12 protein-coding genes are annotated in these 13156 nt (G+C 63.6%); 8 read left to right on the forward strand and 4 right to left on the reverse strand.

All coding sequences use genetic code 11. From position 1 onward, the window contains the following. Window positions 1-1291, forward strand: a 1291-nt coding sequence (locus VIM98_RS12355; RefSeq protein WP_331993411.1) for an ATP-binding protein, incomplete at its 5' end; no start/stop codon positions are given. On the opposite strand, the gene VIM98_RS12360 is transcribed toward VIM98_RS12355, so the two are convergent. Next, window positions 1288-1944, reverse strand: coding sequence for a response regulator transcription factor (locus tag VIM98_RS12360; protein WP_331993422.1), 657 nt, complete (start codon window positions 1942-1944; stop codon window positions 1288-1290). The genes VIM98_RS12355 and VIM98_RS12360 overlap by 4 nt on opposite strands. 102 nt (window positions 1945-2046) lie before the next feature. Here VIM98_RS12360 and VIM98_RS12365 point away from each other — a divergent pair, with 102 nt between their 5' ends. The 3 genes from VIM98_RS12365 to VIM98_RS12375 all read left to right on the forward strand — a co-directional run bounded on the left by VIM98_RS12365 (window position 2047) and on the right by VIM98_RS12375 (window position 5075). After that, window positions 2047-3888 carry a 3-hydroxybutyrate oligomer hydrolase family protein gene (locus tag VIM98_RS12365; RefSeq protein ID WP_331993412.1) on the forward strand — a complete coding sequence of 614 codons (1842 nt, stop codon included), beginning with the start codon at window positions 2047-2049 and terminating at the stop codon, window positions 3886-3888. Window positions 3889-3990: 102 nt separating this feature from the next. Continuing rightward, complete coding sequence (locus VIM98_RS12370; RefSeq protein WP_331993413.1) at window positions 3991-4500, forward strand: peptidylprolyl isomerase; 510 nt, start codon at window positions 3991-3993, stop codon at window positions 4498-4500. 143 nt (window positions 4501-4643) lie between these two features. Beyond that, window positions 4644-5075: a YidB family protein gene (locus VIM98_RS12375; protein ID WP_331993414.1), complete on the forward strand. Its 432-nt coding sequence runs from the start codon at window positions 4644-4646 to the stop codon at window positions 5073-5075. A 52-nt stretch (window positions 5076-5127) separates the two neighbouring features. Here the strand turns inward: VIM98_RS12375 and VIM98_RS12380 are convergent, their stop codons facing one another. Both VIM98_RS12380 and VIM98_RS12385 read right to left on the reverse strand, forming a co-directional pair. Next, a complete protein-coding gene (locus tag VIM98_RS12380) occupies window positions 5128-5388 on the reverse strand; it encodes a GlsB/YeaQ/YmgE family stress response membrane protein (protein WP_331993415.1) in 261 nt (86 codons plus the stop codon). Window positions 5389-5508: 120 nt separating this feature from the next. Beyond that, window positions 5509-5766, reverse strand: a complete 258-nt coding sequence (locus VIM98_RS12385) for a GlsB/YeaQ/YmgE family stress response membrane protein (protein WP_331993416.1) — start codon at window positions 5764-5766, stop codon at window positions 5509-5511. A 238-nt stretch (window positions 5767-6004) separates the two neighbouring features. Here VIM98_RS12385 and VIM98_RS12390 point away from each other — a divergent pair, with 238 nt between their 5' ends. The 3 genes from VIM98_RS12390 to VIM98_RS12400 all read left to right on the forward strand — a co-directional run bounded on the left by VIM98_RS12390 (window position 6005) and on the right by VIM98_RS12400 (window position 9172). Further along, on the forward strand, window positions 6005-7204 hold the full coding sequence (locus tag VIM98_RS12390; RefSeq protein ID WP_331993417.1) for a pyridoxal phosphate-dependent aminotransferase: 1200 nt from the start codon (window positions 6005-6007) through the stop codon (window positions 7202-7204). 72 nt (window positions 7205-7276) lie between these two features. Further along, window positions 7277-8263 carry a malate dehydrogenase gene (locus tag VIM98_RS12395; RefSeq protein ID WP_331993418.1) on the forward strand — a complete coding sequence of 329 codons (987 nt, stop codon included), beginning with the start codon at window positions 7277-7279 and terminating at the stop codon, window positions 8261-8263. 264 nt (window positions 8264-8527) lie between these two features. Beyond that, window positions 8528-9172 (forward strand): response regulator transcription factor, encoded by a 645-nt coding sequence (locus VIM98_RS12400; protein WP_331993419.1) that lies wholly within the window; start codon window positions 8528-8530, stop codon window positions 9170-9172. A gap of 84 nt (window positions 9173-9256) precedes the next feature. Here the strand turns inward: VIM98_RS12400 and VIM98_RS12405 are convergent, their stop codons facing one another. After that, window positions 9257-11941, reverse strand: coding sequence for a NahK/ErcS family hybrid sensor histidine kinase/response regulator (locus VIM98_RS12405; protein WP_331993420.1), 2685 nt, complete (start codon window positions 11939-11941; stop codon window positions 9257-9259). A gap of 176 nt (window positions 11942-12117) precedes the next feature. Here VIM98_RS12405 and VIM98_RS12410 point away from each other — a divergent pair. Continuing rightward, window positions 12118-13156, forward strand: a 1039-nt coding sequence (locus VIM98_RS12410; RefSeq protein WP_331993421.1) for a cation:dicarboxylate symporter family transporter, incomplete at its 3' end; no start/stop codon positions are given.

Below are 13156 nucleotides of genomic sequence, written 5' to 3' on the forward strand. Positions count from 1 at the left end.
GCATATGCGAGCCGGTACGCGTCATCTGTCCGAACGGCGTTTTCCCGATGGCACCGTGGTGGAAATTCGCGGCAATCCCATGCCCGGCGGTGGCTTCGTCGCCACGTTCACCGATGTCACTGCTTTCCGTCAGGCCGAACAGGCCCTGCTGCGTTCGAATGAAACGTTGGAATGGCGTGTGGGCGAACGCACCCGCGAGCTGGCTGCGGCGAGCGCGGAAGCGCAACGCGCGAACGAAGCAAAGAGCCGCTTCCTGGCCGCGGTGAGCCATGACTTGATGCAGCCACTTCATGCGGCGCAATTGTTCGCCCACGCTTTGGCCGAGCGCGGCGATGTCGATACCGTGCGTCATCTCAATGGCGCGTTGGCGGCAACCGAAGGGCTGCTGGCGGGCTTGCTCGATATTGCGCGATTGGAAGCCGGGCGCCTGCATCCGCAGCCGCGCGGTTTTGCGCTGGCCGACGTATTCGATCCGCTGGCAGCCGAGTTTCATGTGCTGGCCGAGGAGCGCGGCGTGCGTCTGAGCGTGGTCGGCAGTCGCGCCTGGGTACATACCGATCCTCAGTTGTTGCGTCGTGTGCTGCAGAACTTCCTGTCCAATGCGCTGCGTTACGCCGAGCGTGGACGCGTGTTGCTTGGCGTGCGTCGATGCGGCGATCGACTGCGGCTGGAGGTCTGGGATACGGGCCCGGGTATTGCTCCAGAAGAACAGCGCATCATCTTCGATGAGTTCCGTCGCGGTAGCGCCGCGGGAGGGCAGGGGCTCGGACTGGGGCTGTCGATCGCGCAGCGCATGGCCGGTCTGCTCGGTACGCCTTTGCATCTGCGCTCATGGCCTGGACGCGGCAGCGTGTTCGATCTGGAAGTACTGCGCGTCGCGCCTGTGCGACGTGAGCCGGCACCGACGCGAGAGCCGCAACCGTTGCCGCGCGGACGCGCATTGGTGGTCGACAATGAGCCGGCGGCACTGGCAGCCTTGTCGGCATTGCTATCGAGTTGGGGCTGGCAGGTGCATGCCGCGAGAAGCCTGGAGCAGGCACGCGAAGCGCCGTGGCCGGCCGATGTGCAGATCTTCGATTACCACCTCGATGGCGGCCGTACAGGTCTGGATCTATGGAAAGCCCTGGGCGATGAGGCGCAGGCAGCGCCTACGATCATGCTCACGGCCGACCGCGACGGCGATCTGCGTCAGCGCTTGCTCGAACGCGGTGCGAGTGTGCTGTACAAACCGCTCAAGCCGCTGGCATTACGCCAGGTATTGCAGCGTTTCGCTGCCGCGCAGCAGGTTTAGCCACGCGCGGGATCGCTCAGTGCCAGCGATTGCAGCAGCAATCCGGCCTGGGTGCGATTGCGTACGCCGAGCTTTTCGAAAATGGCGGTCACGTGCGCCTTGACGGTGCGCTCCTGGATCGACAGCCGGTCGGCGATCTGCTTGTTGAGCAAGCCTTCGGCGAGCAACACCAGGACGCGGTACTGCTGTTCGGTCAGACGCGCCAAGCGACCGGCCAGATCGGTATCGACCGGGTCATCGGGCAGCGCTTCGATCGCTTCGGCCCAGCCGGCCGGCAGCCAGCTGCCGCAATCGAGCACGTTGCGTATCGCCTCGCCGATGTCCGACGGCGAGGCGCTCTTGGGGATGAAACCGGCGGCACCGTGGCTGAGGACGCGGCGCACAACGCGTGGATCGTCCTGTGCCGAGACCACCAGCACAGCCACGCCCGGGTGCTGACCGCGCAGCGCCGCCAACCCCGACAGGCCATGGCTGCCAGGCATGTGCAGATCCAGTAATACCAGGTCGATATCGGCTACATCGGCCAGCGTCGCCAAGGTGCTGTCGAGGTCGGCCGCTTCGTAGACCTGACAGTCGCGCAAGTTTTCGCGAGCCGCTTGGCGCAGTGCGGCGCGGAACAGGGGATGATCGTCGGCGATCAGCAAGCGTGTCATGGCCGCCGACGGTAGCCGGATGTGCGTCCGCCGTCGAGTTCGGAAGGTCATGCTGGACTTTCGTACGATGGCGGGCACGGCCGGGCTTGTTATGGTGGGCGGATGAATAAGCGAACCTATGCTTGGCTGGCCCTGTCGTTCGTGCCGCTGTTTGCCGGCTGCGCGAGTTCTTCCCGCATGACGGAGCATTCGATGCAAGCGGATTTTGTGCGTGGCGAAATTTCCGTCACCGAACATCGCCATGGCGATGATTTGCTCAGCGCGGGCTTGGGGCTGAAGGGATTGGTCGGCGCAGCCTCGCCGATCGCCGATCCTGCCCATCCCACATCGGCCGAACTGCGCCGTCGCGCGATCCAGGCCAGTTGGAAGGGCATTGCCGATCTGGGGCCGCTCGGTGGCTATGGCAGCGTTTACGGGGCGGTGCCCGATGTGCCAGGCCGCGAGTACCAGGCATTCGCATGGATACCGGGCGCCAAGCAGCCGCATCGTGTGTTGTTGCAATTACCGGATAACTTCGACGTGCATCGGCGTTGCCTGGTAGTGGCCGCATCGTCCGGCTCGCGTGGCGTCTATGGTGCGATTTCGCTGGCCGGCGCATGGGGTTTGCCGCGCGGTTGCGCCGTGGCGTATACCGACAAGGGCACGGGCGCGGGCTATTTCGATTACGCCGATGACAGCGGCGTTGCGCTCGACGGCACCCGTGCGAAGCGCGGTACGGTGCCGCTGGAGTTCGAGCCGCCGGCCATGGCCGGCGCGGATGCCATCGCGATCAAGCACATGCACTCGGGCGACAACCCCGAGGCCGATTGGGGTCGCCATGTGTTGCAGGCGGCCAAGTTCGGTCTGGCGATGCTCGATCGCGCTTATCCGCAGGAAGCACCGTTCACAGCGGCCAATACGCGCATCATCGCCACGGGGCTGTCCAACGGCGGTGGCGCGGTGTTGCAGGCGGCGGGTCTCGACGATGAGCACCTGCTTGCTGGCGTGGTGTCGCTGGAACCGAATATCCATGCGCAAGGGCAGGGCCGTGCGCTATACGACTATGCCACCGAAGCCGGCATCTGGCTGCCTTGTGCGCTTGCCGATGCGCGCTTCGCCAAGGCGCCGTTTGCGCGCACGCCGCACGGCGATATTCCACCGGCATGGTTGGCTCGCTGTGCGAGCCTGCATGAGCAAGGCAAGCTTTCTGGCGGTACGTCAACGGCGCAGGCCGCCGAAGCCTATGCGCGCTTGCGTGCCGCGGGCTGGAACGACGGTGCCATGGAGGTTGCTGCCAGCATTACCGCATTCGACCTGTGGCGTGTCATCGACGCGGGTTATGCAGCGTCTTATTTGCGCCGCACGGCGATGACGATGCCATGCGGGTTCCGCTATGCCACCGTAGGTACGGACGGCAAGCCAGCGCCTGTCGCAGCAGCGGTCAAAGCCGCATGGTGGGCAGACGGTTCGGGTATTCCGCCCGGCAACGGTATTGGCTTGCTCGGCGGCATGGATGCCTCCGCCGATCCGGGGCTGGCGGGCCAGGAATGTCTGCGTGGGCTTTGGGAGGGCAACGGCACGGATGCGCAGATGCTGCATGCTGGGGTAGATGCCACCGCCGGCCGCCTGCCACGCCAGGACTTGCCGTTGTGGATCGTGCATGGCGCGGACGATGGCTTGTTGCCGACTGTTTTCAGTTCCGAACCCTATGTCGCCTGGCTGCGCGCCCAAGGTCGCCAGCCGCTGTACTGGAAGGTACCGCACGCCCAGCATTTCGACGCGTTCCTGGTGTTGCCGGGGTTTGGAGAGCGACACCTGCCGCTGCTGCCGTACGGTTACCTGGCGCTGGACCGGCTCTGGGCCCATCTGTTCGAGGGAGCGCCGTGGCCGCGTGAGCTGGCGGTACCGCAAGGCCAGCCGCGTGGCGCGGGGCCGCTGGAGCGCGCCGCGCTGGCCCTACCCTGAGATGCGACAAAAGGAGCGGGGTTGGGGTTCAACCTGGGGTATCCTTGCCGACCTGCAAGCCGCCCCGCGAGAAGGCGGCCCTAACCCAACCAGGAAGCATCGATGAGCATACTCGTTACCCTCGACACCAACCGCGGCCCCATCCATCTGCGCCTGCATGACGACAAGACCCCGGTCACCGTTGCCAGCTTCGTCAACCTGGCGCGTCGGGGCTATTACGATGGCTTGTCGTTTCATCGCGTGATCGCCGACTTCATGATCCAGGGCGGCTGCCCTGAGGGTAGTGGCCGGGGCGGTCCGGGTTACCGGTTCGAGGACGAGTTCGACGCCTCCCTGCGTCACGACAAGCCCGGCGTGCTGTCGATGGCCAATGCCGGTCCGCGCACCAACGGCAGTCAGTTCTTCATCACCCATGGCGCTACGCCGTGGCTCGATGGCAAGCACAGTGTGTTCGGCGAAGTGATCGGTGCCGAAGATCAACAAGTAGTCGATGCGATTCGCCAGGGCGACGTCATCTCGAAGGTGACGGTCGAGGGCGACGTCGACGCGTTGCTGGCCGCCCAGGCCGATCGCCTGAAGGAATGGAACGACGTGCTCGATCAGCGCGGCTGATCGTCTCGTACCCGTTCGGTTAAATCCAAGCCGCCGAGGACAACTTCGGCGGCTTTTTTTCACGCGCTTGTCACGACAGTGAAGGGCGTGTGGGTCTAGACTCGGAAAGCTGCATGGACCCACTTCGACACAGGAGAACGACAATGTCTTTACTCGGCGAATTGCTCGGTGGCGGTCAGGGGAATGAGGCAGGTGGCGGCTCGCTGATTGCAATGGCGGGTGAGTTGATCGACAAGGCCGGCGGCGTCCAGGGCTTGGTGAGCATGTTGCAGCAGCATGGCCTCGGCGATGCGGTGCAGTCCTGGGTCGGCACCGGCGGCAACCAGGCCGTATCGGCCAATCAGCTCGGCCAGGCCTTGAGTAACGGCGGCCTGGGCTCGGCACTGGAAGGCATGGCGTCGAAGCTGGGAGTGGACCAGAACCAGTTGCTCGGCCAGCTTTCGCAGGTGCTGCCGCATGCGGTAGATCACCTGACTCCGGACGGGCAGGTGCCCGAGCAAGGCGGAGTCGGCGGTTTTGATCTGGGTGCGTTGGCCGGCCTTGCCGGCAAGTTGCTCGGCGGCAACCCAGCCTGATCTCGCGAGAGTTGCCGGCGAGGCGAGCGGCCTCGCCGGTTCCGGCTACGCGCTACAAGCGTCGCGGCCGGGCGAAGAGCGCGTTATAGATCAGCAGCAGAATCACCGCGCCGGCTACGGAGCCGGCGAAATGTTTCCAGCCGGTGGCGGGTAGTAAGCCCCAGCGCTGGCTTGCGTAGCTGGCCAGCAGCGAGCCGGCGATACCGAGCAGGGCGGTAACGATAATGCCGCCGCTATCGGGGCCGGGCACGATCAGCTTGGCCAGTACGCCGATGACCAGGCCGATCAGAAAGACAATGATCCAATGCATCATGACCGTCGCTCGCAGTGCAAAGGTGTGCGCTGACTTTAGCCATGCGTGCATGAACCCAAAGCCACGTCGCCAAGATCTTGCGAAAACTGGCGGAGTCCGAGCTCCGCCAGCGGATGGGCATCAGGTGCTGGCGTTGCGGCGTTTGAACCAACCGTAGATCAGCAGCAGCACGACTGCGCCGGCGATCGAGCCGAGAAAGTGCACCAGACCGGTCTCTCCCCACAGGCCCAGTTTTTCGCCGACGAATGTCGAGATGATCGAGCCGGCGATGCCGAGCAGGACGGTGATGATGAAGCCGCCCGGATCCTTGCCCGGGGTGACCAGTTTGGCGAGCAGGCCGACGACCAGGCCGACGATAATTACCCAAAGCCAATGCATACTCGTTCCCTCCCGCATGATGAATAGGATCCCTTCGAGGTTCATCGAGCCTTGCATCCCGCCGGCTCGCCGCTACCGTCCCCCCGGACGTGAAGCCGGCGCGGGCATGATGTCATGGCGGCCACGGCCATGGCAGCCCCGGGCGGGTGCCGGAAGGCCTATACCGCCTGCGCGGCGATGCGGCAGTGCGGCATGCTAAAATTGCCGGGTTTGCTGACCCGTTCCCCCAGAGGAAGCTATGCCCCAGCTCGCCCAGCGTATCGGCCGCGCACAGCCCAGCGCGATCATGGTCATCGCCGAAAAAGCCAAGCAACTCAAAATAGCCGGGCGAGACATCATCAGCTTTTCCATCGGCGTGCCGAATTTCCTGCCCGGAGAGCACGTCTACGCGGCCGCGCGCGAATCGCTTTCGCACGATAGCGGCCAGTACGGCAGCAACCGCGGCGCGGACGTATTGCTGGATGCTTTCCTCAAGCACATCGAGGCGCTGGGTTTCCAGGGGTATGGGCGCAAGAACATCGCCGTCGGCATCGGCGCCAAACAGGTGCTGTACAACCTGGCCGAGGCGCTGATGAACGAAGGCGACGAGATCTGCTTCGCCGCACCGTACTGGACGACATATCACGACATCGCGCAGATCGTCGGCGCGAAGATCAATGTGCTGCATTGCGGTCCCGAGCAGAACTACAAGCTCACGACGGCGCAACTCGATGCGGCCCTGGCGCGCAAGCCGAAGGTGTTCCTGTTCAACAACCCGTCCAATCCCACGGGTATGGTCTATACGCGCGAAGAAATCGCCGCGCTGGCCGATGTATTGGCCAAGTACCCGGATACCTGGATCGTTACCGACGACATCTATAACTCCATGGTGTTCGACGGTATCGGCTATCACAACTTCGTGTTCGCACGGCCGGAGCTGCGCGAGCGCCTGGTGTTCGTCGATTCGTTGTCCAAGACCTACGGTATGCCGGGCTGGCGCGTTGGCCTGATCGCCGCGCCTGAATCGGTGGCGCTCGCGGTGACCACGCTGAACTCGAACCACATCACCAGCCTGCCCGAAGTGATTACCGCCGCGGCCGTTGCAGCGTTCACCGGTCCGCAGGACATCCCGCAAGCGAAGTGCGCGGAGTTCGCGCTCAAGCGCGATATCGTCGTCGATGCGTTGCGCGCGATTCCTGGTGTAGTGTGCCCGCGCCCGCAGGGCGCGTTTTATGCGTTTCCGGATATATCCGTTGCATTCGGCAAGCAGCATAAGGGCGCGCCGATCGAAAACGACGTGCAGTTCTGTGCCGCGCTGCTGGAGGCCAAGGGCGTCGCCTGCGTGCCGGGCTCGGCGTTCGGCGAGCCGCGTGCGCTCCGTATTTCCTACACCTGTCCGACCGCTCAGCTCGAGCCGGGTCTGGTGCGTATTGCTGAATTCTTCGCCGAACTGACCTGATTATTCCCAAACCCGCAACGTTCGCGTTACGGGTTTTTGTTTCAAGCAAAGTACCCCTTAGGAGTTACCACGATGAAAGCCCCCGTCCGAGTTGCCGTTACCGGTGCCGCTGGCCAGATCGGTTACGCCCTTTTGTTCCGCATCGCCGCTGGCGACATGCTCGGCAAAGATCAGCCGGTGATCTTGCACCTGCTGGAAATCACCCCGGCGCTGCCCGCGCTGCAAGGCGTGGTGATGGAGCTCAACGACTGCGCGTTCCCGACCCTGGCCGGCGTTGTGGCGACGGACGACCTCAACGTGGCCTTCAAGGACGTCGATTACGCCCTGCTGGTGGGCGCGCGTCCGCGCGGCCCGGGCATGGAGCGCAAGGATCTGCTGGAAGCCAATGGCGCCATCTTTGGCCCGCAGGGCAAGGCGCTGAACGATCACGCCAAGCGTGACGTGAGAGTGCTGGTGGTGGGCAACCCGGCTAACACCAATGCGCTGATCGCCCAGCAGAACGCCCCCGACCTCGATCCGAAGTGCTTCACGGCGATGGTGCGTCTGGATCACAACCGCGCGTTGTCGCAGCTGGCTGAAAAAACCGGCGCGCATACCACCGACATCAAGAAGGTCACTATCTGGGGCAACCACAGCTCCACGCAGTACCCCGACCTGCACCAGGCTTCGGTGAAGGGCAAGGCCGCGCTGGAACAGGTCGACCAGGCCTGGTATGAGAGCGACTTCATCCCGACCGTGCAGCAGCGCGGCGCGGCGATCATCAAGGCGCGCGGCGCTTCGTCAGCGGCGTCCGCCGCTTCGGCTGCCATCGACCATATGCGCGACTGGGCATTGGGTACGACGGACGGCGACTGGGTTTCGATGGGCATCCCTTCGGACGGTTCCTACGGCATCGAGCCCGGCGTGATCTACGGTTACCCGGTGACCGTGAAGAACGGCAAGTACGAGATCGTGCAGGGCCTGGCGATCAACGATTTCTCGCGTGCGCGCATGGATGCGACGAACAAGGAACTGCGCGAGGAGCGTGCGGGCGTCGAGCATCTTTTTGCGAAGAAGTAATTCGCGATAGAGATTCGTCTTTGGAGCGGCCGCCCAATCGGGCGGCCGTTTCTTTTGCGATCGATGCGCAACAGGGATCCGATGCGTTACCTCGACGCGTCGTTGTACTGGGGGCTTAAATCCGGGCTCCGTGACCATCGATACCGTGAAGGGGCTGTTTCCCCTCGTTACTTCCGTTGCCTGTCATTTCAACGAATGCTGAGATCGAGTGCTTTCCGCATAGTTCCTATAGCTCCTGCGCACGCATTCTGCTTTGATACTCGCATGACTGCCGATCTTACCCTCGTTGTCGCCGACGATCATCCGATGTTTCGGGCGGCCGTTTCGCAGGCTTTGCGCAGCGTGATCGAGGGTGTGCGTATCGTAGAGGCATCCAGTCAGAGTTCGCTGGAGGCGGCCTTGGCGGCTGAGCCGCTGGCGGATCTGGTACTGCTGGACTTGACGATGCCCGGTGCGATGGGATTCTCCTCGCTTATCTGGCTGCGTGGGGAATATCCGGATTTGCCGGTGATCGTGATTTCGTCCAACGATCACCCGCGTACAGTGCGGCGAGCGCAACAGTTCGGCGCAGCCGGCTTTGTGTCCAAGGCGGCGCCCGCCGAGGTGTTGGGGCAGGCGGTGAAGATCGTGCTGGGCGGTGGCAGTTCGTTCGAGTCGGCACGCGCCGAACGAAGCGAGCAGGACGCGATGCTGGCCGCACGGTTGGCGCAGCTGACGCCGCAGCAGTTTCGTGTGCTGATGCTGCTGGCCGAGGGGTTGCTCAACAAGCAGATTGCCGCGGCGATGGGTTTGGCGGAGAACACCGTGAAGATTCATGTGACCGCCGTACTGGCCAAATTGGAGTGCCGGTCGCGGACGCAGGCGGCGGTATTGGTGAAGTCGCTGGATTTGGAGGATGCGGGAGAGTGAAGAGCCCCCTCACCCCAACTGCTCTCCCCCGCGAAGCCAGGGGGAGGGTGCGGTCCGCGGAAGTACGAAAAACTGAGGCTTGCCTCAGTCGGCTCCCTCTCTCTTGGCTTCGCCGGGAGAGTGGGGTGCGAGGGGGCCGGTCGAAGCGGCCAGCAGCAATCGACTCATCAACGCGCGTAGCCGCGCTGGCGCCACCGGCTTGGCCATGAAGTGCAACCCGTCGGTAGCAATGCGTGCCCGCGTATCGTCGTCGCGCTGCGCGGTAATGACAATCACTGGCGGCTTGCAACCCCATTGCCGATACAGCACGGGAAGCAGGTCGGGTCCTACGCTCTCGCCCAGTTGATAGTCGAGCAGCACGATATCGGGCGCGCGTCGCTCGGCAAGCGAGAAGGCTTCACGCGCACTGCCTGCGGCCTCCGCATGGCATCCCCAACTGCTGATCAAGGCCATCGTGCCTTCGCGCGCTTGCGGGTCGTCGTCGATACACCACACGCGCCGACCGGCTAATGGAGAATCATCGTCGCTCGTGTGCGGGGCACTGGCAGGCGCCGACTGCGCGGTAGCCTGTGGTACGGTGACGGAGAACATGCTGCCGTGCCCCGGCCACGATCGCAGTCCGATCCGATGTCCAAGCAGGCGTGCAATGCGCTCGACGATGGCCAGCCCTAGTCCCGCGCTGCGGTCATCGCCATCCATGCCGCTATCGAGACGGTGGAATTCCTCGAAGATCGCCGCGCGCTTGTTCTCGGCAATCCCCACACCGGTATCCCATACCTCGATACGAACCGAATCGCCCTCGCGTCGACAGCCGAGCAACACGCGGCCTTGCGGCGTGTAATTCAATGCGTTGGACAGGAAATTCTGCAGGATCCGGCGTAGCAGCAAGGGGTCGCTGCGTACCCATAGCCGTGTATCGATCAGTTCCAGCCTAAGCGATCGCTCCTGCGCGACGATGCCGAATTGGCGCGCAAGGCTTTGCAGCAAGGGCGAAAGCGCGACTGCGGCGATCGTGGGTTTGAGCGCGCCCGCTTCCAGGCGCGAGATATCCAGCATGCTGGCTAACAGACCGTCTTGCGCATGCAGAGCCTGCTCGACGCGCTCCAGCAACTGGCGCTGGCCGTCATCGCTCAGGTGCTGATGCAATGCGCCGGCAAATAGGCGAGCGGCGTTCAATGGTTGCAGTAGGTCGTGTACTGCCGCAGCGACGAAGCGTGTCTTGTAGCGATTGGCATGCTCCGCATCGGCCTTGGCGGCGCGCAGATCCTGCGTGCTTTCCTCGATGCGTTTCTCCAGTGTCGCCGCTAGCGTACGCAGGTCGCGTGCCGCGCTCTTGTAGGATGTGATGTCGGCATAGCTGGTGACGAAGCCGCCATCGGGCAGCGGGTTGCCACGGATCTCAAGTACACTGCCATCGGGATACTCGCGCTCGTACATGTGCGGGCCGCCGCGCCGCAGATAATCGAGGCGGCGCTGGATGGCATCCTCGATGTTGCCGGGGCCAAGCAGGCCGCGCCGGGCGTTGTAACGGAACAGATCTTCGATCGGTCGCCCGATCTGTAACAACTCCGGCGGAAAGCCGAAGATCTGCGCATAGCGCTTGTTCCATGCGACCAGGCGCAAGCCGGCATCGACCACGCTTACGCCCTGCGGCAAGTGCTCCAGGCTACTGTGGCTGCCTTGCGCGGCTTGATGGGCGGCATCGACCAGGCTGTCTTCGGCCGAACGCAAAGCGCTGGTGTAATGGGTGACCAGACGCTCCAGTTCTTCGCGACTCTGCTGGCGTAGACGCGCGAGGCGCAGGCGCTGTTGCAGAAACAGGCCGAGCAGGATCAGCGGAAGCCAGCCGCCGAGTGTTACCAAGGTGGCATTGCGTTGCGCGGCGATGACCGGCTGCATGCTGCTGAGCGAATGCAGTGTCCAATGTTGCGCGGGCAGGGCGAGCGACCGCCAGAGCTGGGCCTGGGGCGTGTCGGGGTCGCCGATGGCGACTTCGCGGCTACCGTCTGCGAGCGTCTGCACAAGACGGTAACGTACCGGTGCCAGCGGCTGATTGCCGTATTGCCGTGTCGCGGCCAGGCGAGTCAGTTCAGTGGCCGCAAGAGGCCGGAGGCTGCGATAGGTCCAGGCGTCGCGGTTGGCCATGAAGACCACGCCCTGGGCATCGCTGAGCAGCAAGGTGTCGGCGCTGTGCGCCCACTCGTTTTGCAATGCGTCGAGGGTGATCTTGACTACGATCGCGCCGATACGCGCGCCGTGCTCGTCGTGCAGGGCGCGCGCGATGAAATAGCCGGCGACCTTGGTCGATACGCCGACGGCATAGAAAGTGCCTTCGTCCTGGGTCATCGCCAGTTGGAAATACGGGCGGAAGGCGTAATCCAGGCCGACATTGCTCGAAGGTTCGCGCCAGTTGTTGGCGGCCACCGCGATGCCGCGACGATCGATCAGCGTCAAGGTCGAGGTGTGTGTCGCGCCGTTTGCCTGTTCCAGCTTGCGGTTGAGCGCCGGTGCGTCGATCAGCGTCGAAGGGCCCGACAGGGCGCGGCGTAGCTCGGGGTCCAGCGCGAGCACGTCGGGCAGCGCGCGGTAGCGGTCGATCAGGCGTTGCAGGGCCTGCGCGCGTAATTGCAACTGCTCGTCTGCTTGCGCGGACAACTCGCCGAGGGCACGTCGTCCGGCCCACCAATAGGCCGTCCAGGCGGAGGCGACCACCGCGGCCAGTAGTAGGCAAAGCTGGACCAAACGTAGGCGGCGGCGATCGCGAATCATCGGAAAATCAAAGGCTCCAGCCGGGTTCGGCGTGGTCGAGGCGGGTCTATGCTCCCACATCCGGCGACCGGTTAACCCTAATGTGTTATTCGGATTTTGGCTCGCCTGGGCTACAAAGCCGCCCAATATCCCGGTACGTCGCATGTCGCGTGGGTCGCGGCCATGCAAGGAGCATCATGCAGATTCCAGCCGTTACGCCAGAGGTCGCCGCAGCGCGCTTGCCGTTCTATCGCCATCTGTACGTGCAGGTGCTGGCTGCCATTGCGCTAGGGGCGTTACTGGGCCATTACGCACCGACGTTGGGGCAGGGCTTGAAGCCGCTGGGCGATGCATTCATCCGACTCGTCAGTATGATCATCGCACCGGTGATCTTTCTCACTGTGGTCAACGGTATCGCCGGTATGAGCCATGTCGGCGCAGTGGGCCGCGTAGTGCTCAAGGCGATGGCGTATTTTCTGTTCTTTTCCACGCTGGCGCTGATTATCGGTTTGCTGGCGGCGCACCTGGTGCATCCTGGCGCAGGGATGCACGTCGATGTGTCGAGCCTGAATTCGGCGGAGGTGAAGAGCTACACCAGCCATGTCAGCGACATGTCGGTGACCGGCTTCCTGCTGGAAATCATTCCGCATACGGTGATCGGTGCCTTCGTCTCCGGCAATGTATTGCAGGTGTTGTTCGTCGCCGTGCTGTTCGGCATTGCCTTGGCCATATGCGGCACCCGTGCGGCGCCGGTGACGGCGTTCTTCGACGCGCTGACCGCACCGATATTCAAGATGGTCGGCATGGTGATGAAAGCGGCTCCTATCGGTGCTTTCGGCGCGATCGCGTTCACCATCGGGCGTTACGGTATCGGCTCGCTTGTCGATCTGGCATGGCTGGTGTTGACGTTCTACGGCACCGCGCTGTTTTTCGTACTGGTCGTGCTGGGTTCGGTGACCCGTCTTGCGGGATTCTCGATTTTCGCGCTGATCCGTTATCTCAAGGACGAGCTGCTACTGGTGCTCGGCACATCCTCCTCCGAGGCGGCGATGCCCTCGCTGATGGAGAAACTCGAACGGGCCGGCTGCAGCCGGTCCGTGGTGGGTCTGGTGGTGCCTACGGGTTATTCCTTCAATCTCGATGGCACGAATATCTACATGACCTTGGCGGTGATGTTCATTGCCCAGGCCACGCACGTGGAATTGAGCCTGGGTGAGCAACTGGCGGTATTGGCGG

Origin of the sequence: Dyella sp. (genome assembly GCF_036568765.1) — a bacterium.
Lineage (GTDB): Bacteria > Pseudomonadota > Gammaproteobacteria > Xanthomonadales > Rhodanobacteraceae > GSA-30.